The organism is Bosea sp. (in: a-proteobacteria), from assembly GCA_023910605.1.
Lineage (GTDB): Bacteria > Pseudomonadota > Alphaproteobacteria > Rhizobiales > Beijerinckiaceae > Allobosea.
The window spans coordinates 1,120,561-1,142,295 of sequence record JAAVVV010000001.1; the positions used below are offsets into that span (position 1 = coordinate 1,120,561).

A 21,735-nucleotide genomic window follows, 5' to 3' on the forward strand; every position below is an offset into this window, starting at 1 on the left:
ATGACGTGCCGCGTGGGGCGCTACGCTTATCACCGAAATGGCGGCTCGTCGAAGCTGCGCAGCTTGCGTGAATGGATGCTGGAGCCGGCCTGCTTGAGCAGTTCCACCGTCTCAATGCCGATCTTCAGGTGCTCGTTGACCGCCCGCTCATAGAAGGCGTTGGCCGCGCCGGGTAGCTTGATCTCGCCATGAAGCGGCTTGTCCGACACGCACAGCAACGTGCCGTAAGGCACGCGCAGCCGATAGCCCTGCGCCGCGATGGTGCCTGACTCCATGTCCACAGCAATGGCGCGGGACTGGTTGATGCGCGTGCGCACCGCGCTCCATTGCAGCTCCCAGTTCCTGTCGTCGAAAGTGACCACGGTGCCGGTGCGCAGCCGGTTCTTCAGCGCCTCGCCGCTCTCGCCCGTGACGCGCGCCGCCGCCTGCTGCAGCGCGATCTGGACCTCGGCCAGCGCCGGAATCGGGATCTCTGGCGGCAGCAGATCGCTCAGGATGCGGTCCTGCCGGAAATAGGCATGGGCAAGCACGTAATCGCCGATGACCTGGGCATGGCGCAGCCCTCCGCAATGGCCGATCATCAGCCAGGCATTGGGCCTGAGCACCGCAAGATGATCGGTGATGTTCTTGGCGTTGGAGGGTCCCACCCCGATGTTCACGAGCGTGATGCCCTGCCCGTCGGCCTTGACGAGGTGGTAGGCCGGCATCTGGAACCGGTGCCAGGGAGCGGCGGCGAGACGGGCCAGCGCGGACTCATCCGCGCTGCGCGCATCGATCACCAGCCCGCCCGGCGCCACCAGCCGCTCCGCCTCGCCGCTGCGGATCATCTCGATGCCGTGGCGCACGAACTGGTCGACATAGCGGTGGTAGTTGGTGAGCAGGATCCAGCGCTGGAAGCCGCGCCAGTCGGTTCCGGTGTAGTGGATCAGGCGGCGCAGCGAATAGTCGGTCCGCACCGCATCGAACAGGCTCAGCGGCCTCGGCTCCGGCCCCGACAGGTCGAAGGTGCCGTCCGCGATCTCATCGCCGATGGTGGAGAGCAGCGGCACGGGAAAGTGCCGCGCCAGCTCCTGCGCCGTGACCCCGCCACGCGCCAGCTCGTCGCCGCCCTGCAGCGCATAAGGATAGGGGATCTCCTGCTCGCTGACACCCACCTCCATCGTCGCGCCGTAGTCCTCCACCAGCGGCGTGAGCTGGTCCAGCAGATAGGCCCGGAATTCGGCCGGATGGGTCACCGTGGTGGCGTAGACGCCCGGAGCGGAGAAGCGCGCATAGCCGCGCCGCGTCACATGCTGCGTCCTGTCCGGATCATAGCTCAACCGAAGCTCCGGATAGCGGAAGCGGGCGCGCTGTTCGGACGTGGGGATGGTGCGTTCGGTCAGGTAGGCGTCGAGCGCCTTGCGGATGGCTGCGGTGGCCGACTCGTAAAGCTCCTGAAGCCGTTCGAGGGCTTCCTCGGGAGTCGAGACCGGCCTGTAGGACGACGTCTTCGGCTTTGTCATGGACTAGATATGCCAAGCAGTGCGCGGCTGGCAACCGTGGCCAGGGCTCGCGACCCGTCGCCCTCAGCTGGCCAGCGCCATCCAGCCCACCAGGATGGTGATGATCGCGAGCATGACGATGCCGAAGCGGTTGTGCCGCGCCTCGGCCTTGCCGATCGCCTCGACTGTCTCCTCGTCGACCTTGAAGCCTGTCGCGGCGGCGGTCTCGAGGCGCTCCAGAAGGCGCTCGGTGCGGCCCACCATCTCGGGCAGCCGCGCCACGGCTCCTGCCAGCGAAAGCGCGCCGCGCCCCACATCCTCGATGCGGCCGACCGGGCCAAGATTGCGGGTGATCCAGGCGCGCACCACCGGCTCGGCGGTGCTCCACATGTCGAGCTTGGGGTCAAGCATGCGGCCCACGCCTTCGACCACGACCATGGTCTTCTGCAGCATCACCAGCTCGGTCCGGGTCTTCATGTCGAAAAGTCCGGTGATCTCGAACAGCAGGGTGAGCACCTTGGCCATCGAGATCTCGTCGGCGCTGCGGTTATGGATCGGCTCGCCCACGGCGCGGATGGCCTGCGCGAAATCAGCCACCGAGTGATGCGCCGGCACATAGCCCGCCTCGAAATGCACCTCTGCTACGCGGCGATAGTCGCGCGTGATGAAGCCGAGCAGGATCTCCGCAAGGAAGCGGCGTTCCTTCGGCTCGAGCCGCCCCATGATGCCGCCATCCACCGCGACGAGGCGGCCCTGCGCGTCGATGAAGAGATTTCCCGGGTGCATGTCGGCATGGAAGAAGCCGTCGCGCAGTGTGTGCTTGAGGAAGGACTGGATCACGTTGCGCCCGAGCGCTACCCGGTCATGGCCGGCGGCGTCGATGGCCGCGAGGTCGGACAGGCGGATGCCATCCACCCATTCCGCCACGAGAATGTCGCGTCCCGTCAGTTCCCAATCGGGCTTCGGCACGCGGAAATCCGTATCCTCGGCTGTGTTCTGCGCCAGCTCCGACAGGGCGGCGGCTTCAAGCCTGAGGTCCATCTCCATCACGACGGAGCGGATCAGCGTGTCCACCACGCCCGTCACGCGCAGCCGCTTGGCCTCACCGGAGAACTGCTCCGCCAGCTCGGCGCCCCGGCGCATGGCCCTGAGGTCGCGCCCGAAGCGGGCCCTGACATCGGGCCTCAGCACCTTCACCGCGACCTTGCGGCCATCCGCCGTTATGGCCGGATGAACCTGCGAGATCGAGGCTGCGGCGATGGGCTCGTCGAGCGCATGGAAGGCCTGCTTCCACGGCTTGCCGAGCGAAGCCTCGATCGTGGCGATCGCCACGGGCGTGGGGAAGGGCGGCATCCGGTCCTGAAGCTGCGACAGGTCTGCCGCGATCCGCGCGCCCACCACATCGGGACGCGTCGCGAGGAACTGGCCGAACTTGACATGGCTCGGCCCCAGCCGGGTCAGCGCGGCCGCCAGCCTCTCGGCGGAGCCCCCGACATCGCGCCGCTCGATGCGCCGCGCCAGCCACAGGCCCCAGCGCGGCGGGCCTGCCGGCAACGCGGCCGGATCGATGAGCGCCAGCGCGCCCTCGCGCGCCAGCACGAAGCCGACGCGCGTCAATCGCATCACGGAGGCGAGCGTCGAGAACAAGGTGCGCGCGGCCTTCGCTCAGAGCTTCCAGCCGGAATGGATCGCGACCACCCCGGCGGTGAGCATCGTGTGGCTGGCCCGCGCGAAGCCGGCCTGCGCGATCATGGCCTCGAAGGCGCGGGGCTTCGGAAACTGCCGGATGGATTCCACAAGATACTGGTAGGGCGCGGCTTCGCCGGTCACCATCCGGCCCAGCGGCGGGATGACGTTGAAGGAATAACTGTCATACACCGCATCGAGCATGGGAATGTCCACCTGGCTGAACTCGAGGCACAGGAAGCGGCCGCCGCGCTTGAGCACGCGGTAGGCCTCGGACAGCGCCTTGTCGATGCGCGGCACGTTCCGGATGCCGAAGGCGATGGTGTAGGCGTCGAACTGGCCGCCCTCCAATGGCAGGGCCTCGGCATTGGCCTCGACGAAAGCGATGCGGTCATCGCCGGGGAAGCGCTTTGCGGCGCGTTCGCGCCCGACGCCCAGCATGTCGCCATTGATGTCGAGCACGGTGACCTGCGTCTGCGGCCCGCCCGCCTCCAGCACGCGGAAGGCCACGTCGCCGGTGCCGCCCGCGACATCGAGGTGGCGGAATGGCCGCGTTCGCGAGGGCCGCGCCATGGACACCAGCACATCCTTCCAGACCCGGTGCAGCCCGGCCGACATGAAGTCGTTCATCAGGTCATAACGGCCCGCTACCTTGTGGAACACGTCGTCCACCTTGGCCTGCTTGTCGGCGAGGCGGACGGTCTCGAAGCCGAAATGCGTGGCGTCGTCATGGTCATGCGCCGGGGGCGCGGGTCTGGCGTGCGTTTCCATGGCGCACACATAGCGAAACTTGCGCCGCTGCGCTATGCGGGCATGACGCCACAGCGACTTGCTGCGAGCGCGCGAGAAGCCAGCCGCCTGCCCGTGACCTCGAAGGCCCGCCATGCCCGAGCTGCCCGAAGTCGAAACCGTCCGCCGTGGGCTCGAGCCCGCGCTGGTCGGCGCGCGGATCGAAAGCCTCCAGCTGCGCCGCAAGAATCTGCGCTTCGCCTTCCCGGAGCGCTTCGTCGCGCGGGTCGAGGGCCAGAGGGTCCTGTCGCTCAGCCGGCGCGCCAAGTATCTCGTCGCGGAGCTCTCCTCGGGCGAGGCGCTGATCATGCATCTGGGCATGACCGGCCGCTTCATCGTGGAGGCGCCGGGCGCGCCCGCCCATGAGCCGGGCGAGTTCCATGCGATGGTGAACCGTCACCCGGTTCATGATCATGTGGTGTTCGGGCTCGGCCAGCGCGGGCGCGTCACCTATAATGACGTGCGCCGCTTCGGCTTCATGGACCTTTCTCCCATGTCAGGGCTCCATGCCAGCCGCCATTTCGCGGCCATGGGGATCGAGCCGCTGGGCAACGAGCTGTCCGGGGAGATGCTGGCGCGGCTCTTTGCCGGCAAGCTGGCCCCGCTCAAGGCCGCGCTGCTCGATCAGCGGCTGATCGCGGGGCTGGGCAACATCTATGTCTGCGAGGCGCTGTTCCGCGCCGGGCTCCATCCGGAGCTGCCCGCCGGCGTGATCGCCACGCCCACGGGTCGGCCCCGCCCCAAGGCCCATGAGCTCGCCAGCATCATCCGGGATGTGCTTGAGGAGGCGATCGCCGCCGGCGGCTCGACCCTGCGCGACTTCGCCCATGCGGATGGATCGCTCGGCTATTTCCAGCATGCCTTCAGGGTCTATGGTCGCGAGGGAGAGCCGTGCGCGGCGGCCGGCTGCGGCAGCGCCGTCGCGCGCATCGTGCAGGCAGGCCGCTCCACCTTCTTCTGCGCCTCATGCCAGCCGCGCTGAGGCAGGCCCCGCCGCGCTCAGCCGAATTCGGCCTTGAGATCGATCGTCGCGCGCCTGCCCAGATCGTCGTAATGCTTGGAAAGCCAGTTGCGCGCGGCGACGCGGCCGGCCTTCTTCAGCATCAGGAAGAAGTCGAGCTTCGCCTTGAGCTTGGACGAGGCGTCGACATCGCTCAGCGCCTCGCTGAGCGCGATGCGATGCATCCTGATCTTCTTGTATTCCCTGGTGGACAGGAGCCCCTTCTCGATCAGCCGCGTGACGAAATCGATGGCGCGCATCTCGCGCAGAAGCGTCGCGTTGAAGCTGATCTCGTTGAGGCGGTTGCGGATGTCCTGCGCGGTCTTGGGCACGCCCTTGCGCTCCAGCGGGTTGATCTGCACCAGCAGGATGTCGTCGCTGCCCGTGCCGTAGAACAGCGGATAAAGGGCGGGATTGCCCATGTATCCGCCATCCCAATAGGGCACGCCGTCGATCTCCACGGCCTGGAACACCGTGGGCAGGCAGGCCGAAGCCATGACATGATCCGCCGTCAGCTCCTTGCCCTCGAACACGCGCGCCTTGCCTGTTTCGACATTGGTGGCAGCGATGAAAAGCTTGAACTCCTTGCAGCTCCGCACGCGCTCGAAGTTGATCTCCCGCTCCAGCAGGTCCTTCAGCGGATTGAAGTTGAGCGGGTTGAAATTGTAGGGGCTGGACGAATGCTTGAAGAATCCGAGCCAGAACTCGCCGATGCCGAGGCCCGACAGCGGCGCGGACGAGAAGAAGCTGTCGAGGATGGTGCGCTGCGCGAGGCTGAGCTTGCCGTCGGTGCTGATCGAGCGCCAGAAGGTGTCGAGCCCCTTGCGCGCGCCATCCGGCCCCCCTTCGATCCAGCCATCGGCCAGCACGACCGCATTCATCGCCCCCGCGCTCGTGCCGGAGATCGCCTCGAAGCGCAGACGCCCGTCCTCGATGAGCTGGTCCAGCACGCCCCAGGTGAAGGCGCCATGCGCGCCGCCGCCCTGAAGCGCCAGAAGGATGGATTTGGGGGAAGCGCTCATGCCGCTGTCCAGCCGCCATCAATGGACAGCGTCGTGCCGGTGATGGAGCCCGCTGCGTCCGACGCGAGGAACACCGCCGCTGCCGCCACCTCCTCGATGGAGACGAAGCGCTTGGTGGGCTGCGCCTTCAGCATAACATCCTCGATGACCTGCTCCCTGGTGAGCCCGCGCGCCGCCATGGTGTCGGGGATCTGCCGCTCGACCAGCGGCGTCCAGACATAGCCCGGCGCGATGTTGTTGACGGTGATGCCGTCAGTCGCCACCTCAAGAGCCACCGTCTTGGTCAGGCCCATCACGGCATGCTTGGACGCCACATAGGCCGACTTGAACGGCGAGGCGACAAGGCTGTGCGCCGAGGTGATGTCGATGATCCGGCCCCATTGCCGGGCCTTCATGCCGGGCAGCGCGGCCGCGATGGCGTGGAAGGCCGAGAAGAAGTTGATCCGGAAAACGAGGTCGAGCTTCTCCTCGGGAAAATCCTGGATTGGCGAGACATGCTGCACGCCGGCATTGTTGACGAGGATGTCGACGCTGCCGAACTCGCTCTCGGTGCGGCGGATCAGATGGCGCACGTCTTCCGTCCTGGCCATGTTGGCCGGGTCGAACAGCACCATGACCCCGCTGGCGGCGGCGAGTTCGGCCCGGATCTGCTCGCAGTCCGGGGTAGGCAGGCCGTTGAGCATGATGTTGCAGCCCTGTGCTGCCAGCGCCTTGGCGATGCCAAGGCCGATGCCGCTGGTGGAGCCCGTGATGACGGCGTTGCGGCCCTTGAGAGACATGGATCAGGTCCTGTTGCGAGAGGAATTGCTGCGCTGCAACCTACCGCCTCCACGCTCACGCGCAAGTCAGGCTCACGCGCAAGTCAGGCTCACACGCAAGTCAGGCGAAGCTCACGCCACGCCATGCTTGATCTGGGCTGCTCCGCGCCGCACCATGGCGGCCCCTGCGACGCCGGAGGCCCGATCGTGCCCCTTCTCGACCTTGCCGCCCACTTCAGCCATTTCCGTGCCGCCAGCCGCACGCACCTGGCCGCGCACAGCCACCATTACTGGCCCGACGTGACAAGGCATGCGCAGCTCGCCTGCTGGGATGACGCGGCCCTTCACGCGGACGAGAAATGGGGCGTGATCTTTGGCGAGGTGATCCCGGCGGTGCAGCGCGGCATCGCGTCGATCCTGAACCTGCCCGATCCCGCCACGATCGCCTTCGCGCCGAACACGCATGATTTCGTCACGCGGCTGCTCTCGGCCCTTCCGCAGGTCCGGCCGCCGCGCATCCTCACCTCGGACGGCGAGTTCCATTCCTTCGCGCGCCAGGTGGCGCGGCTGGAGGAGGATGCGCTGGCGATCGTGGAGCGCGTGCCGCATGAGCCGCTGGCCAGCTTCCCCGAGCGCCTGCGGGCTGCGGCGGCGAAAGGCGGGCACGATCTCGTCTTCGTCAGCCAGATCCTGTTCAACGCGGGCGGCTCCTGCGGCGACATCGCCCAGCTGGCCGCCGCGGTGCCGGACCCCGCCACCTTGATCTGCATCGACGGCTATCACGGCTTCATGGCCCTGCCGACGGACCTTGCAGCCGTTTCGGGGCGCGTCTTCTATCTCGGCGGCGGCTACAAATACGCCATGGCGGGGGAGAATGCCTGCTTCATCCACTGCCCGCCGGATCAGGCGCCGAGGCCGCGCGACACCGGCTGGTATGCCGCCTTCGGCACGCTCGCGGCCCGGCAGGAAGGCGTGCCCTATGGCGAGAAGGGCGGCCGCTTCTGGGGCGCCACCTTCGATCCCGTCGGCCTTTACCGCCAGCGCGCCGTCTTCGCCTGGATGGATGCCATCGGCCTCACCGTGCCGGCCATCCATCATCATGCGCTGGCGCTGCAGGAGCGCTTCCTCGAAGGCGTGCGCGCGCTGTCGCTGGCCGACTTCCGCGCCGCACGGCTCGTGACGCCGATGGCAAGCCAGCAGCGCGGCCATTTCCTGACATTCGAGACCACGGAAGCCGCTTCGATGCACCGCCGCCTGATGGAGGCGCGCATCATCACCGACCTGCGCGGCGACCGCATCCGCTTCGGCTTCGGCTGCTGCCAGACCGCCGACGACATCGCGGCGGCGGTCGAGGCCGTGGGCCGCGCCTTGCGCCGCTGATGGCCAGGCGCTCGCCCTCGATCAAAAAGCCGAATTGACTCAAGCCGGATTTTCACGCAACGATCCGCATGACTGGGCCCGCACCTTCCGGCCCAGCAATCGGAACCCGTCCGCGCATGCCGTCCTTTTCGTCCCGTCTGGTGAAAGACACCACGAAAACGACCGCCACCGTCGTCAAGGCGACGGTGAGCAAAACCACGCGCTGACGCCTTCCTCGCTCCGGGCCATCCCCCGACGGGGGTCACGGGGCCAGACATCCGGATCGACCTGACAATCGGGCGCATCTCGGGTAAGCAGCGGGGGAGATCAAGCCAGTCAGGATCATCACCATGGGTTACAAGGTCGCCATCGCAGGAGCCACGGGCAATGTGGGCCGCGAGATGCTGTCCATCCTCGCCGAGCGTTCATTCCCGGCGGATGAGGTCGTCGCGCTCGCCTCCGCCCGCTCGATCAATTCGGAAGTCTCGTTCGGCGACCGCATCCTCAAGTGCAAGGTCCTCGATCATTACGACTTCTCCGACACGGACATCTGCCTGATGTCGGCGGGCGGTGAGGTGTCGAAGACCTGGTCGCCCCGGATCGGCGCGGCCGGCTGCGTCGTCATCGACAATTCCAGCGCCTGGCGCACCGATCCGGACGTGCCGCTGGTGGTGCCGGAGGTCAACGCTTCCGCTCTCGAAGGCTTCGCCGCCAGGAACATCATCGCCAACCCCAACTGCTCGACGGCGCAGCTCGTGCTGGCGCTCAAGCCCTTGCATGACCGCTTCGGCATCCGGCGCGTCGTCGTCTCCACCTACCAGTCGGTGTCCGGCGCGGGCAAGGAAGGCATGGACGAGCTCGACCGCCAGACCAAGGCGATCTACTCGCTCGGCGGCGCCGAGGTTAAGAAGTTCACCAAGCGCATCGCCTTCAACGTCATTCCGCACATCGACGTCTTCATGGAGGACGGCTCCACCAAGGAAGAGTGGAAGATGATGGTGGAGACCAAGAAAATCCTCGATCCCGCCATCAGGCTCACCGCCACCTGCGTGCGCGTGCCCGTCTTCGTCGGCCATTCCGAGGCGGTCAACGTCGAATTCGAGCGGCCCGTCACGGCCGAAGAGGCGCGCGCGGTGCTGCGCTCGGCTCCGGGCATCATGGTGGTCGACAAGCGCGAGAATGGCGGCTATGCGACGCCGCACGAGTGCGCCGGCGAGGACGCCACCTACATCAGCCGCATCCGCGAGGACCAGACCATCGAGAACGGCCTGAGCTTCTGGTGCGTGTCTGACAATCTGCGCAAGGGCGCCGCGCTCAACGCGGTGCAGATCGCCGAAGCCATGATCCGCAAGGGGCTCATCGCTCCGCGCGCCCGCAAGGCCGCCTGACTGGCCAGAAGGGCTCCGGCGGCGCCGCGGCGCGTCGGGGCCCTCAGCCCAGGTTGAGTTCCTTGAAGAAGTCGTTGCCCTTGTCGTCGATGACGATGAAGGCGGGGAAATCCTCGACCTCGATCTTCCAGATCGCCTCCATCCCGAGCTCTGGATACTCCAGCACCTCGACCTTGCGGATGCAGTCCTGGGCGAGGCGCGCGGCGGGCCCCCCGATGGACCCCAGATAGAAACCGCCATGGCGCGCGCAGGCCTCGCGCACGCTGGCCGAGCGGTTGCCCTTGGCGAGCATCACCTTCGAGCCGCCGAAGGCCTGGAACTGGTCCACGTACGAGTCCATGCGGCCTGCCGTGGTCGGCCCGAAGGAGCCCGACGCCATGCCTGTCGGGGTCTTGGCGGGGCCTGCATAATAGATCGGGTGGTTCTTGAAATAATCCGGCATCGAGCCGCCGCTTTCCAGCCGCTCGCGGATCTTGGCGTGGGCGAGGTCGCGCGCCACGATGATGGTGCCGGTAAGCGACAGCCGCGTCTTGACCGGATGCGAGGAGAGCGTGGCGAGGATTTCGCTCATCGGCCGTGACAGGTCGATCCGCACGACATCGCCGCCGAGCCGGCTTTCGTCGATTTCGGGCATGTAGCGCGCCGGGTTGGGCTCCAGCGCCTCCACATGCACGCCCGTGGCCGTGATCTTGCCCAGCGCCTGGCGGTCTGCCGAGCACGACACGCCCAGCCCGATGGGCAGGCTCGCCCCATGGCGCGGCAGGCGGATCACCCGCACGTCATGGCAGAAATACTTGCCGCCGAACTGCGCCCCCACGCCCAGCGACTGGGTGAGCTTGTGCACCTCCGCCTCCATCTCGAGGTCACGGAAGGCATGGGCCATCTCCGAGCCCTGCGTCGGCAGGTTGTCGAGATACTTGGTGGAGGCGAGCTTGACCGTCTTCATGGTCTGCTCCGCGGAAAGCCCGCCGATGACGATGGCGAGGTGATAGGGCGGGCAGGCGGCCGTGCCGAGTGTCAGGATCTTTTCCTTCAGGAAGGCCATCATCCGCTCGCGGGTCAGCAGCGAGGGCGTGCCCTGGAAGAGCAGGCTCTTGTTGGCGGAGCCGCCGCCCTTGGCCACGAACAGGAACTTGTAGGCCTGGGCCAGAGCCGGGTCGGTCTCGGCATAAAGCTCGATCTGCGCCGGCAGGTTGTTCCTGGTGTTGCGCTCCTCGAACATCGAAATCGGCGCAAGCTGCGAATAGCGCAGGTTGCGCTTGAAATAGGCATCCATCACGCCCTGGCCGATGGCGCTCTCGTCGTGGCCGTCGGTCCAGACCAGCCGGCCCTTCTTGCCCATCACGATGGCGGTGCCGGTATCCTGGCACATGGGCAGCACCCCGCCCGCCGCGATGTTGGCGTTCTTGAGCAGGTCATGGGCCACGAACCTGTCGTTCGACGTGGCCTCGGGATCGTCGAGGATCGAGGCCAATTGCTTCAGATGCGCGGGCCGAAGCAGATGGTTGATGTCGATGAAGGCCTGTTCTGCCAACAGCCTGATCGCCTCGGGCTCGACCGCCAGCACCTCATGGGCGCCCAGCTTCTCGAGGCGCACCCCCTCGGTGGTCAGCGTGCGATACGTGGTCGTGTCGGCGCCGAGCGGAAACAGCGGCTGATGGGTCATCTGCATGGAGCGGCTCCGGTCGGGGAGGCGAGGGGTGCCTGCCTCATAGGGCGGCAGGCGCCGGGTGCCAAGCTCGCCGAAAGTGGAGATGCAGCGGCGCGCAACTCTGCGGCCCGCAATCAGGCGGCCTGTGCGGCCCGCGTGGTCAGGATCGCATAGATCGCGTCGGCGTCGTCGGCGCGGCGGATATGCTCGAGCGTGGAGCGATCGCGCAGCACGCGCGCCACGCGCGCCAGCGCCTTGAGGTGATCGGCCCCAGCCCCTTCGGGCGCCAGCAACACGAACAGGATGTCGACCGGCTGGCCGTCAAGCGCCTCGAAATCGATCGGCTTCTCCATACGCACGAACAGGCCGCGCAGCCTGTCGAGCGACGCCGAGCGCCCGTGAGGAATGGCGATGCCCTCGCCGATTCCGGTCGAGCCCAGCCGCTCGCGCTGCAGCAGCGTCTCGAAGATCTCGCGCTCGGGCAGGCCTGTGACGGCGGCGGCCCGCTCAGCGATTTCCTGAAGCGCCTGCTTCTTGCCATTGGCCTTGAGGGGGGCGATCACGGCGTCGGGAGTCAGAAGGTCGTGGATGATCATGGTGATCCGCTGTGATGCATCGAACGTGCCGAGAGCCTTCGCGCCCGGCACGGAGCGCATTGCGATGTCTGCAAAGCCTTTAACAAGATCAGGACATGGCCACTGGCGGATCGATCCATCCGATATTGCCGTCGCGACGGCGGTATACGACGTTCACCCGGCCATTGCCAGCGTTTCTGAACACCAGCACCGGCGCGCCCGTCAGGTCAAGTTCGGACACCGCGTCGCCCACGCTGAGCTCGTGAAGCGTGCGGGTCGATTCGGCCACGATCGCCGGATGAGAACCGTTCAGATGGGGCGCCGTTTCCTCTTCCAGGTCCTCGTCGGGAGCCTCGATGACATAGGACGGAATCTGCATGAGCGCGCGCCGGACATGCGCGTTGCCGGAATGATCCTTGAGGCGACGCTTGTAGCGGCGCAGCCGCTTCTCGATCTTGTCGACCATGCGGTCAAGGCTCTGATAGGCGTCATGCGCCCGCCCCGAGGCTTCCAGCGTCATCCCGGAGGACAGATGCAGCACGGCGTCGGTGCGGAAACCGGTCCCGTCCCTGGCAAGGGTGACATGGCCATTGAAGCTGCCCTCGTAATACTTGCCGAGCGCCGAGCCGACCCTGTCTTCCGCCTGTGCGCGGATCGCCTCGCCGACATCCAGATTCTTGCCGGATATACGCAAGCCCATGTTCAGTCCCTCCGTCACGGGAGAGCCGCGGGCTCTAGGTCAAGCCCCGACCGGCAAACCCGGTCGAGCGAAGGTGGGATGTTGCCAGCCGACTGTCAACGCATTCTGGCGGCCGCAGCCGCTTTGCTCCGGCGCCGCTCCATGGACGAGCCGATGCCGAGCGCCTCGCGATACTTGGCCACCGTCCGCCGGGCGATGTCGATGCCGGCGGTGCGCAGCTTGACCACGATCGCGTCGTCCGAAAGCACCTCGGTGGCCGTCTCGCCATCGATCATCACCTTGATGCGGTGACGGACGGCCTCGGCCGAGTGGGCCTCGCCATAGCCGGTGCTGGCGATGGAGGCGGTGAAGAAATACTTCATTTCGAACAGCCCGCGCGGGCTGATCAGATACTTGTTGGATGTCACGCGGCTGACGGTGGATTCGTGCATGGCGATGGCATCGGCCACTGTCTTGAGGTTGAGCGGCCGCAGATGCTCGACACCATAGGCGAAGAACGCGTCCTGCTGGCGCACGATCTCGCTGGCCACCTTCAGGATGGTCCTTGCCCGCTGCTCCAGGCTGCGTGCCAGCCAGTTCGCCGTCTGCAGGCAGTCGGCGATGAAGGTCTTCTCCGCATCGTTGCGCGCGGCGCGGCTCACGCGCGCGTGATAGGTCTGGTTGACCAGAACGCGCGGCAGCGTGTCGGGGTTCAGGTCGATCAGCCAGGAGCCGTCCGGCGCGGCGCGGATGATCACGTCTGGCACCACGGTCTGCGCAGCGCCGCCGCCAAAGCCTCGGCCTGGCTTGGGATCGAGCTGGCGGATCTCGGCGATCATCTCGGCCAGATCCTCGTCATCCACGCCGCAAAGCTTGCCGAGTTGGGCGAGGTCGCGCCTGGCGAGCAGCGGCAGGTTGGCCACAAGCGCCGCCATCGCCGGGTCAAGGCGGTTCCTGTCCCTGAGTTGGATGGTCAGGCACTCGGTGAGGTCGCGAGCGCCTATGCCTGAGGGTTCGAACTGCTGGATGATGGCGAGCAGCGCCTCCAGCCTCTCCACCGGCACGCCGAGGCGGTCGGCCATCTCCTGCAGCGGCTCTGCAAGATAACCGGCATCGTTGATGGCATCGATGATGTTGCGGCCGATCAGGCGCGAGACCGGGTCGGTGACCGCAAGATCGAGCTGCATGACCAGCGTCTCGTGAAGGCTCTGCTCGACCGAAAGCGTCTCCTCGACGCCCGGCAGGTCATCGTCGAAGCTGGCCGAGCCGCCGGCGCCGACAGCCCCGCCGCCCATCACGGGCAGCATGGCCTCCGGGCTCTGCTCGTGGCGCGCCATGACCGGCGCCTCGTCAGGGAAGACATTGTCGAGCCGCGTGCCCAGCCCTTCCTCGAGCGTCTGGCGGCCTGTGGCGAGTTCCTCGCCATACCATTCAGGCGCGGGCACCTCGTCGAAACCGCCTTCCGCGCCCGCCTCGCCAGGCGGCTCGGACGGTTCGGCCCCGGCCTCGCGGGCGAAGCCATCGACATCGCCGCCATCGCCCTCGCTCCGCTCCAAGAGCGGGTTACGTTCGATCTCCGCCTCGACGAAGGCTTGCAGGTCGAGATGCGAGAGCTGAAGCAGCTTGATCGCCTGCAGAAGCTGCGGCGTCATCACCAGGGACTGGCCCTGCCTCATCTCCAGCTTGGCGGATATGCTCATTCAGCCCCAGCCATTCCCATGCTCCACCACCATGCCGACGCGACAGGCCATCGCCCCGGCATGAAACTTGCCTGCGATTAAGAACCTATGACGCCGATTGTGGAAGGTCAAAGGAAAGCAGCATGCGTCTTGCGTGCGTTCAACGCAGCCGGACGCGATGTGACGTCCCGGTCTGCCGGCTCCTGCCTCAAAGGCGGAAATCCTCGCCCAGATAGACCCGCCGCACATCCGGGTTGGCGATGATCTCGGCGGGCGTGCCTTCGGTGAGCACGCGGCTTGAATGGATGATGTAGGCGCGGTCCACCAGCCCCAGTGTCTCGCGCACATTGTGGTCGGTGATGAGCACGCCGATGCCGCGATCGGTGAGCTGGCGCACCAATGTCTGGATGTCGCCGACAGCGATCGGGTCGATGCCTGCGAAAGGCTCGTCGAGCAGCACGAAGGACGGGCGCGCCGCGAGCGACCGGGCGATCTCGCAGCGCCGCCGCTCCCCGCCCGACAGCGCGATCGACGGAGCCTTGCGCAGCCTGGTGATGTTGAACTCGTCGAGCAACGCATCGAGTTCGCGCTCGCGCCGCTTCCTGTCCGGCTCCACCACCTCGAGCACGGCGCGGATGTTGTCCTCGACGGACAGGCCCCGGAAGATGGACTGTTCCTGCGGCAGGTAGCCGATGCCCAGCCGCGCGCGGCGATACATCGGCAAATGCGTGATGTCGTAGCCGTCCAGGGTGATCCGGCCGCGATCGGCAGCCACAAGCCCGGTGATCATGTAAAAGATGGTGGTCTTGCCGGCGCCGTTCGGCCCCAGCAAGCCCACCGCCTCGCCATTGCGCACGTTGAGCCCGGCATCGTTCACCACAGTCCGGCCGCGATAGCTCTTCTTGAGGCCGGTGACGGACAGCACCCCCGGCCCGCCCGTGGCGCTGAGCGCCTGCGAGGCCGTGAGCCCCGCCGTGCGGCGCTCGTCAACGTCATCATCGAATCGGCCGGCCCCGGACGGCGTGAAGGTCATCGGGGCAGGAGCGGATGCGGGACGCTCGGGCATCGTAAGCTCGGGCACGAGCGAGCTGCTCGCCACGTCGGCGGCGGGCTTGGCGCGAAAGCGGAACGGGAACTTCAACTGGGCCACGCCTTCCAAGATCAGGTCATTCGTCGCGCCTGCTGCCGGAGATGGCACCGGGCGAACATTGCAGGTCACTTGCCTCAGCGACGCGGCGCAGGCGTCGGCGGCTCCGTCGACCCCGGCACGAAGAAGCCTCTCACCCGGCCGCCGTCGAAATTGGCGATCCCCGTCTTGGTATTGTAGACCAGCCGCTCGCCCCGTGTCACGTTCGGCCCCTTGGCCAGCGCCACGTCACCGGTCATAAGCACCTGGTCGCGTTCCCGGTCGAACACGGCCTTCTGCCCCGTCGCCACCTGATCGTCGGAGGTGACGGTCACAGGTCCGTCGCATTCCAGACGCCGGATGCCGCCATCGCCGCCCATGCTGGCGGCCGCGGGGGCAGGCAAAGCCGCGGCGCCGCGCCGCGTCTGACCAGCTGCGCCCAAACTGCGATTCTCGTAAAGGATGGTCATCCGCGAGCAGCGAATCGTGGTCTTGCCCTGCACCGCCACGACATTGCCGGCGAAGATCGCCTTGCTCTCCTTGTCGAGCACGTCGAGCCGGTCCGCATCGATCTTGATCGGGTCGCGGGAGTTCTCGCCGAGGCTGGTGAGCGGCGCGTTGGCGGGCGCTGGCCGTTGTCCCTGAGCCCATGCGGATGCGGCGCCGAGCCCGAGCCCGAGCGCGAGCATGAGCGCGAGCGGCAGGCGGAGGCCGGCCACCAATTCGCAGGCAGGGGTGAAGGCTGGCATCAAGGGCCTCCCGTTCAAGGGGTGGTGCGTGCAGGCGAGGTCCCGCCGACAGGATTGATGATGGGGACGCTGCGCGGGTCGCGCAATGCCGGCTGGCTGTCGGCGGCGGCAGGACGGCGGGCCGCCGCTGAATCGCGGTCGTCGATCAGCGCCGAGACGCGGCCGATGAAGGTGATCTTTGCGCCGCTGTCCACGATGTCGAGCGCATCCGCTGACACGCTCATGTCCGGCAGGCGCACCGTCACGCCGTCGGTCGAGCGGACCGTGCCGGCCTTGAAGTCGACATCGGCCGACCGCATCGTCGCGTCCTGCCCGTTTTGAGTGCGCACGCGCACGTCGTCGCGCATCTTGAGCTGTTCCTTCTGCGAATCGAACACGGCGGTCCTGGCTGTAAGGTTGATCACCGTGTCGTCGGAGTTGACGAGGCGGGCGCGCATCTCGGTAAGCTCCACCACGTTGGGCACGCGGATGTCCTGGACCGCGCTGGCTGCGGTCACCTCATACGGCTTGTTGTCCTTGCGGTGCCCGGCCAGCCTCGGATTCTCCATGGTGACGCGGGTGCCGTCCATCTTCACGGCTCCGACGGAGATGCCTGCCGCGCGGAATGGATCGAAGAACGGGTAGACGATGAAAACCCCGAAGCTCAGGATCGCCCCGATCGGGATCGCTACGCGCATGAACCGGACCAGTCGGCTGTGACGCCGCGCCGCGCGATAGGCTTTCTCGGCCTTCGCGGCGCGCGCCATGGCGTTCGTCATGTCGTCCTGGGCCCGCCAGTCCCGGTCAGGGCGTGGGGAGTCGAGTGTCATCGCCATGGTCATCGCAAGCGCATATGCAGAGGTTCGGGCATTTTCATGGCTGATGATCAGCCGGATCACGCTTCTCTAGCACGTTCCGGGCCGGACGGCTGCAGGCGCGCCTTCACGAATGCGCAAAGATGTCGATGTCGGGCCAGCCTTGCAGGTCAAGCGCAGCCCGCGTCGGCAGGAAGGCGAAGCATGATAGCGCCATCGCCGTGCGCCCCTCCCGTTCCAGCAGCACGTCGAGCCGGGCCTTGATCTGGTGCAGATGGAGCACGTCGGAGGCGGCGTAGGCCACCTGATCCTTGCTCAGCTCCGCAGCGCCCCAATCCGAGGATTGCTGCTGCTTGGACAGATCGATGCCGAGCAACTCGCGCGTGATGTCCTTCAGGCCATGCCGGTCAGTGTAGGTGCGCACCAGCCGCGACGCGATCTTGGTGCAGTAGACGGGGGTGGTGGCGACGCCGAAGGCGTTCATCAGCGCTGCAATGTCGAACCGCGCGAAATGGAAGATCTTGAGCACGTCGGGATCCTTGAGGATGCCGCACAGCACTGGCGGAGGGGGCGCGCCCCTGGCGATCTGCACGACATCGGCGGCGCCATCCCCGCGCGAGATCTGCACCACGCACAGCCGGTCGCGGTGCGGGTTGAGGCCGAGCGTCTCGGTGTCGATCGCGATCGAGGCGCCGGGATCATAACCGGCGGGCAGATCGCCGTGGTGTAACGTGATGCTCATGTCGGCTGCATTTCGAAGACGGCGCCCAATGCGCGAGGGGAGGAGGGCCGGCCCCACCCGCGGCGGGCCGCCGGAAGCGGATCATCCCTTCTAGCGCAACCCCGGCCGGAGCCCAAGCCTGCAAGCCCATCACCCACAGCCAGCGCGTGCCGGTTGCGCGGTGGCCATGCGTGTTTTTTTGGTTGGCGCGCGCGCATTTGACATTACCTTGACGCGGTAAGCCGGAACGGCGCAAGGCACGGGAACACCCCGCGGGAGGCTGCCATGAACGTGATCTCGAAACCGCCCACGGGCCAGCCTGCTGGCCCTCCGCGCGTGCTCAGGCTGAACGCGGCCGACAATGTCGTGGTGGCGGTGGATCCGGTCGATCCGGGCGTCGTCGCCGCCGGCGCCCCGGCCCAGGCGCGCATTCCGCGCGGCCACAAGATGGCGGTGCTGCCCATCGCCAGGGGCGAACCGATTCGCAAATATGGCCAGGTGATCGGCTATGCGGCCGAGGCGATCGAGCCGGGCCAGCATGTGCACAGCCACAACTGCCTTTTCGCTGCCGTGGCGCTGGATTATGCCCATGCCAGCGCGGCCCCGCCCACCGATTTCGTCGCGCCCGAGGCCCGCGCCACCTTCGAGGGCTTTCGCCGCGATAACGGCAGGTTCGGCACGCGCAACTATGTCGGCATCCTCACTTCGGTGAACTGCTCGGCCTCGGTCGCCAAGTTCATCGCCGAGGAGGTGCGCCGTTCGGGCATCCTCGCGGACTATCCCCATGTGGACGGCGTCATCGCGCTGACCCATGGCACGGGCTGCGGCATCGACTATTCGGGCCCGGCCTTCGAGGTGCTCAAGCGCACGACCTGGGGCTATGCCTGCAACCCCAACATGGCGGCGGTGCTGGTCGTCGGGCTCGGCTGCGAGGGCTTCCAGATCGCCAAGATGAAAGAGGCCTATGGTCTGTCGGAGAGCGATGTCTTCCGGACCATGACGATCCAGGACACAGGCGGCACGCGCAAGACCGTGGCGGCCGGGCTTGATGCGGTGCGCGGCATGCTGGCCATCGCAAACACGAAGACCCGCCAGACGGCTCCCGCCTCGGAACTCATGCTCGCGCTGCAATGCGGCGGCTCTGATGGCTATTCGGGCATCACCGCCAATCCAGCGCTGGGCATGGCGGTGGACCGGCTGGTGGCCCACGGCGGCACCGCGATCCTGTCCGAAACGCCGGAGATTTACGGCGCCGAGCATCTGCTGACCCGCCGCGCGGTCAGCCGCGAGGTCGGCGAGAAGCTGGTCGACGTGATCAGGTGGTGGGAGGACTACACCGCCCGCGCCAACCAGTCGATGGACAACAATCCGTCCCCCGGCAACAAGGCCGGCGGGCTCACCACCATTCTGGAGAAATCGCTCGGCGCCGCTGCCAAGGGCGGCTCCACGGCCCTCACGGGCGTCTATCGCTATGCCGAGCCGGTCACGGGCAAGGGCTTCGTGTTCATGGATACGCCCGGCTATGACCCCGTGTCCGCCACGGGCCAGGTGGCGGGCGGGGCCAACATCCTCGCCTTCACCACCGGCCGCGGCTCGGCCTATGGCTGCAAACCCACGCCCTCGGTCAAGCTCGCGACCAATTCCGACATCTATCGCCGGATGATCGATGACATGGACATCAACTGCGGCGACATTCTCGACGGCGTGACGCTGGAAGCCAAGGGGCAAGAGATCTTCGATTGCCTGCTGCGCGTCGCCTCTGGCGAGCGGTCTAAGTCCGAACAGCTTGGCTATGGGGATGCCGAGTTCGTGCCGTGGCAGCTTGGCGCGACGATGTAAGCCATGATCGTCGTATTCGCCTCCATCATCCTCGACCATGTGGCGCGGGTCGAGCGTCTGCCGCGTGCGGGTGAAACCGTCATCGGGCCGTCCTATGAGATCTTTCCCGGTGGCAAGGGCGCTAATCAGGCTCTGGCTGCGGCGCGGGCCGGCGCGCCCGTGCTCATGGGCGGCGCGGTCGGGCGCGACGGCGCGGCCGAGGCCGCGCTTTCGCTTCTGAAGGCCGGCGGCGTCGATCTCTCCGGCGTCGAGAGCGCTGACCTGCCCACCGGCGCTGCGTTCATCGGCGTCGATGCCGCCGGTCAGAACCAGATCATCGTCACGGCCGGCGCCAACCTGAAGGCGCGCGCCAGCGCCCTCGCGCACCACGGCTGGAGCAAATCCGACATCCTGCTGCTGCAGGGCGAGACGCCTGAGCCCGAGCGCATCCTCATTGCGCGGGCCGCGCGGGCTGCTGGTGCGCGGGTCATCATCAACGCCGCACCGGCAGGCCCCGTCCGGCCGGAATTGCTGGACCTCGTGGACATGCTGATCGTCAACGAACATGAGGCCGAGGTCATCGCCGCATCGCTTGGCTGGGATGAGCGCGACCCTGACCTCATCGCGGCGCGCTTCGACCGCGAACGCGACATCGCCTGCATCGCCACGCTCGGGGGCGAAGGCTGCGTCGGCTGGCATGGCGGCGTGCGCCGCTTTCTGGCCGCGCCCGCGGTCGAGGTGGTCGACACCGTTGCCGCAGGCGATGCCTTCGTCGGCGCCTTCGCAGCGGCCTTGCACCGGGGCCTCGGCTTTTCGGGGGCGCTGCAGCGCGGCGTGGCCGCAGGCTCGCTCGCCTGCACCGAGCGCGGCGCGCAGCCCAGCCTGCCCGAGGCCGCCGCGATCGAGGCGATGGCGGCCAGGCTCGGCCTCTGAGGCCGCTTGCTGGTTCCCCGTCGCCGTGCCTGAAAGTTTCGTTTGCAACTATCTTGCAACGGCAACCCTTCCGCGCGATAACTCATGGAAACAGGAGGTTTCGATGAACGGGCCGGGCGATATCCAGATCCTGCACGACAGGGCCGACGGCATGAGCGGCGGCGCGCGCACCACAGTCGAGGCCAGGTTGCGCTACATGTCGGGCTTCGGCAATTCCTTCGAGACCGAGGCGCTCGAGGGCGCGCTGCCTGTTGGCCGCAACTCGCCGCAGAAGTGCAATTACGGGCTTTATGCCGAGCAGCTCTCGGGTTCCGCGTTCACTGCGCCCCAAGGCAAGAACGAGCGCTCCTGGCTCTACCGCATCCGCCCCACGGTGAAGCATTCGCAAGCTTGCGAGCCTGTCGATCCGGGCCTGATCCGCACGGCGCCCAATGCCGCCGAGCGCCAGCCCATGCTGGGCCAGTTCCGATGGGATCCGTCCCCGATCCCGACCGCGCTGCTGAGCTTCGTGGAAGGGTTGCAGACCATCACCACAGCCGGCGACAGCGACACCCAGGCCGGCATGGCCGCCCATGTGGTGATGGTGACGCGGTCCATGGAGGCGGAATACCTCTTCAATTCCGATGGCGAGTTCCTGGTCGTGGCGCAGCAGGGCCGCCTGCGCTTCTGCACCGAATTCGGCGTCATCGAGATCGAGCCTGGCGAGATCTGCATCATTCCGCGCGGCGTCATCTTCCGCGTCGAGCTTGTTGACGGGCCGGCACGCGCCTATGTCTGCGAGAATTATGGCGGCGCCTTCACCTTGCCCGATCGCGGGCCGATCGGGGCCAACTGCCTCGCCAACCCGCGCGATTTCCTCACCCCCGTCGCCGCCTACGAGGATCGCGAGGAGCCCTCCAGACTCTATGTCAAATGGGGCGGAGACCTCTTCGTCACCGAGATCGGCCAGTCACCGCTCGATGTCGTGGCCTGGCATGGCAATTACTACCCTTACAAATACGACCTGCGCCGCTACGCCGCCGTCGGGTCCATCAGCTATGATCACCCCGATCCGTCGATCTTCACGGTGCTGACCTCGCCTTCGGGCGAGCCTGGCACAGCCAACATCGACTTCGTGATCTTTCCGGAGCGCTGGATGGTGGCCGACAACACCTTCCGCCCGCCCTGGTATCACCGCAACATCATGAGCGAGTTCATGGGGCTGATCTATGGCGTCTATGACGCCAAGCCTGAGGGCTTCGTGCCGGGCGGCTTCAGCCTGCACAACCAGATGCTGCCCCACGGGCCCGATGCGCCGGCCTTCGAGCACGCTTCGCATGTCGAACTCAAGCCCGTGAAGCTGACCGGCACGATGGCCTTCATGTTCGAGACGCGCTTTCCCCAGCGCGTCACGCGCCATGCAGCCGGGCTGCCGACCCGGCAGAAGAGCTACATCGGCTGCTGGAGCGAGTTGAAAAAGAGCTTTGACCCGAGGCGCAAGGAACCGCGATAGTGCGCAGGCACAAGAAGAACGATCACTTCCGGGGA

19 protein-coding genes are annotated in these 21,735 nt (G+C 66.9%); 6 read left to right on the forward strand and 13 right to left on the reverse strand.

Translation table 11 applies throughout. From position 1 onward, the window contains the following. Positions 1 to 29: 29 nt before the first annotated feature. The 3 genes from HEQ16_05600 to ubiE form a co-directional block, all read right to left on the reverse strand. Positions 30 to 1,502 carry an AMP nucleosidase gene (locus HEQ16_05600; protein ID MCO4053520.1) on the reverse strand — a complete coding sequence of 491 codons (1,473 nt, stop codon included), beginning with the start codon at positions 1,500 to 1,502 and terminating at the stop codon, positions 30 to 32. A 63-nt stretch (positions 1,503 to 1,565) separates the two neighbouring features. Next, positions 1,566 to 3,104, reverse strand: coding sequence for a 2-polyprenylphenol 6-hydroxylase (ubiB, locus tag HEQ16_05605; protein ID MCO4053521.1), 1,539 nt, complete (start codon positions 3,102 to 3,104; stop codon positions 1,566 to 1,568). A 42-nt stretch (positions 3,105 to 3,146) separates the two neighbouring features. Further along, positions 3,147 to 4,052, reverse strand: a complete 906-nt coding sequence (ubiE, locus tag HEQ16_05610; protein MCO4053522.1) for a bifunctional demethylmenaquinone methyltransferase/2-methoxy-6-polyprenyl-1,4-benzoquinol methylase UbiE — start codon at positions 4,050 to 4,052, stop codon at positions 3,147 to 3,149. Between ubiE and mutM the strand changes: the two genes are divergently transcribed. Then, positions 4,051 to 4,938 carry a bifunctional DNA-formamidopyrimidine glycosylase/DNA-(apurinic or apyrimidinic site) lyase gene (gene mutM, locus HEQ16_05615; protein MCO4053523.1) on the forward strand — a complete coding sequence of 296 codons (888 nt, stop codon included), beginning with the start codon at positions 4,051 to 4,053 and terminating at the stop codon, positions 4,936 to 4,938. The two genes, ubiE and mutM, sit on opposite strands and share 2 nt — an antisense overlap. 17 nt (positions 4,939 to 4,955) lie before the next feature. Here the strand turns inward: mutM and HEQ16_05620 are convergent, their stop codons facing one another. Beyond that, positions 4,956 to 5,978, reverse strand: coding sequence for a patatin-like phospholipase family protein (locus HEQ16_05620; GenBank protein MCO4053524.1), 1,023 nt, complete (start codon positions 5,976 to 5,978; stop codon positions 4,956 to 4,958). Further along, positions 5,975 to 6,757, reverse strand: a complete 783-nt coding sequence (locus tag HEQ16_05625; protein MCO4053525.1) for a 3-hydroxybutyrate dehydrogenase — start codon at positions 6,755 to 6,757, stop codon at positions 5,975 to 5,977. Before HEQ16_05625 ends, HEQ16_05620 begins: the two co-directional genes overlap by 4 nt. A 183-nt stretch (positions 6,758 to 6,940) precedes the next feature. Between HEQ16_05625 and HEQ16_05630 the strand changes: the two genes are divergently transcribed. Together HEQ16_05630 and HEQ16_05635 are read left to right on the forward strand one after the other, a co-directional pair. Then, positions 6,941 to 8,116, forward strand: a complete 1,176-nt coding sequence (locus HEQ16_05630; protein ID MCO4053526.1) for an aminotransferase — start codon at positions 6,941 to 6,943, stop codon at positions 8,114 to 8,116. Positions 8,117 to 8,445: 329 nt separating this feature from the next. Next, positions 8,446 to 9,483: an aspartate-semialdehyde dehydrogenase gene (locus HEQ16_05635; GenBank protein MCO4053527.1), complete on the forward strand. Its 1,038-nt coding sequence runs from the start codon at positions 8,446 to 8,448 to the stop codon at positions 9,481 to 9,483. Between the two features lie 43 nt (positions 9,484 to 9,526). Here the strand turns inward: HEQ16_05635 and HEQ16_05640 are convergent, their stop codons facing one another. The 8 genes from HEQ16_05640 to HEQ16_05675 all read right to left on the reverse strand — a co-directional run bounded on the left by HEQ16_05640 (position 9,527) and on the right by HEQ16_05675 (position 17,478). Next, on the reverse strand, positions 9,527 to 11,149 hold the full coding sequence (locus HEQ16_05640) for a fumarate hydratase (protein ID MCO4053528.1): 1,623 nt from the start codon (positions 11,147 to 11,149) through the stop codon (positions 9,527 to 9,529). A 119-nt stretch (positions 11,150 to 11,268) separates the two neighbouring features. Further along, positions 11,269 to 11,730: a PTS IIA-like nitrogen regulatory protein PtsN gene (gene ptsN, locus HEQ16_05645; protein ID MCO4053529.1), complete on the reverse strand. Its 462-nt coding sequence runs from the start codon at positions 11,728 to 11,730 to the stop codon at positions 11,269 to 11,271. A gap of 88 nt (positions 11,731 to 11,818) precedes the next feature. Next, on the reverse strand, positions 11,819 to 12,409 hold the full coding sequence (raiA, locus tag HEQ16_05650; GenBank protein ID MCO4053530.1) for a ribosome-associated translation inhibitor RaiA: 591 nt from the start codon (positions 12,407 to 12,409) through the stop codon (positions 11,819 to 11,821). 95 nt (positions 12,410 to 12,504) lie between these two features. Then, entirely contained in the window at positions 12,505 to 14,088 is a 1,584-nt protein-coding gene (gene rpoN, locus HEQ16_05655) for an RNA polymerase factor sigma-54 (GenBank protein ID MCO4053531.1), read from the reverse strand. Between the two features lie 187 nt (positions 14,089 to 14,275). Beyond that, positions 14,276 to 15,100 (reverse strand): LPS export ABC transporter ATP-binding protein, encoded by an 825-nt coding sequence (lptB, locus tag HEQ16_05660; GenBank protein ID MCO4053532.1) that lies wholly within the window; start codon positions 15,098 to 15,100, stop codon positions 14,276 to 14,278. A 191-nt stretch (positions 15,101 to 15,291) separates the two neighbouring features. Continuing rightward, complete coding sequence (locus HEQ16_05665; GenBank protein MCO4053533.1) at positions 15,292 to 15,882, reverse strand: organic solvent tolerance protein OstA; 591 nt, start codon at positions 15,880 to 15,882, stop codon at positions 15,292 to 15,294. Positions 15,883 to 15,956: 74 nt separating this feature from the next. Then, a complete protein-coding gene (lptC, locus tag HEQ16_05670) occupies positions 15,957 to 16,751 on the reverse strand; it encodes an LPS export ABC transporter periplasmic protein LptC (protein ID MCO4053534.1) in 795 nt (264 codons plus the stop codon). A 112-nt stretch (positions 16,752 to 16,863) separates the two neighbouring features. Next, positions 16,864 to 17,478: a ribonuclease D gene (locus HEQ16_05675; GenBank protein MCO4053535.1), complete on the reverse strand. Its 615-nt coding sequence runs from the start codon at positions 17,476 to 17,478 to the stop codon at positions 16,864 to 16,866. 264 nt (positions 17,479 to 17,742) lie between these two features. Between HEQ16_05675 and HEQ16_05680 the strand changes: the two genes are divergently transcribed. The 3 genes from HEQ16_05680 to HEQ16_05690 all read left to right on the forward strand — a co-directional run bounded on the left by HEQ16_05680 (position 17,743) and on the right by HEQ16_05690 (position 21,700). Further along, positions 17,743 to 19,296 carry an altronate dehydratase gene (locus HEQ16_05680; protein MCO4053536.1) on the forward strand — a complete coding sequence of 518 codons (1,554 nt, stop codon included), beginning with the start codon at positions 17,743 to 17,745 and terminating at the stop codon, positions 19,294 to 19,296. A 3-nt stretch (positions 19,297 to 19,299) separates the two neighbouring features. After that, positions 19,300 to 20,208, forward strand: coding sequence for a ribokinase (locus HEQ16_05685; protein MCO4053537.1), 909 nt, complete (start codon positions 19,300 to 19,302; stop codon positions 20,206 to 20,208). 151 nt (positions 20,209 to 20,359) lie between these two features. Next, positions 20,360 to 21,700, forward strand: a complete 1,341-nt coding sequence (locus HEQ16_05690) for a homogentisate 1,2-dioxygenase (GenBank protein MCO4053538.1) — start codon at positions 20,360 to 20,362, stop codon at positions 21,698 to 21,700. The last annotated feature ends 35 nt before the right edge of the window (positions 21,701 to 21,735 follow it).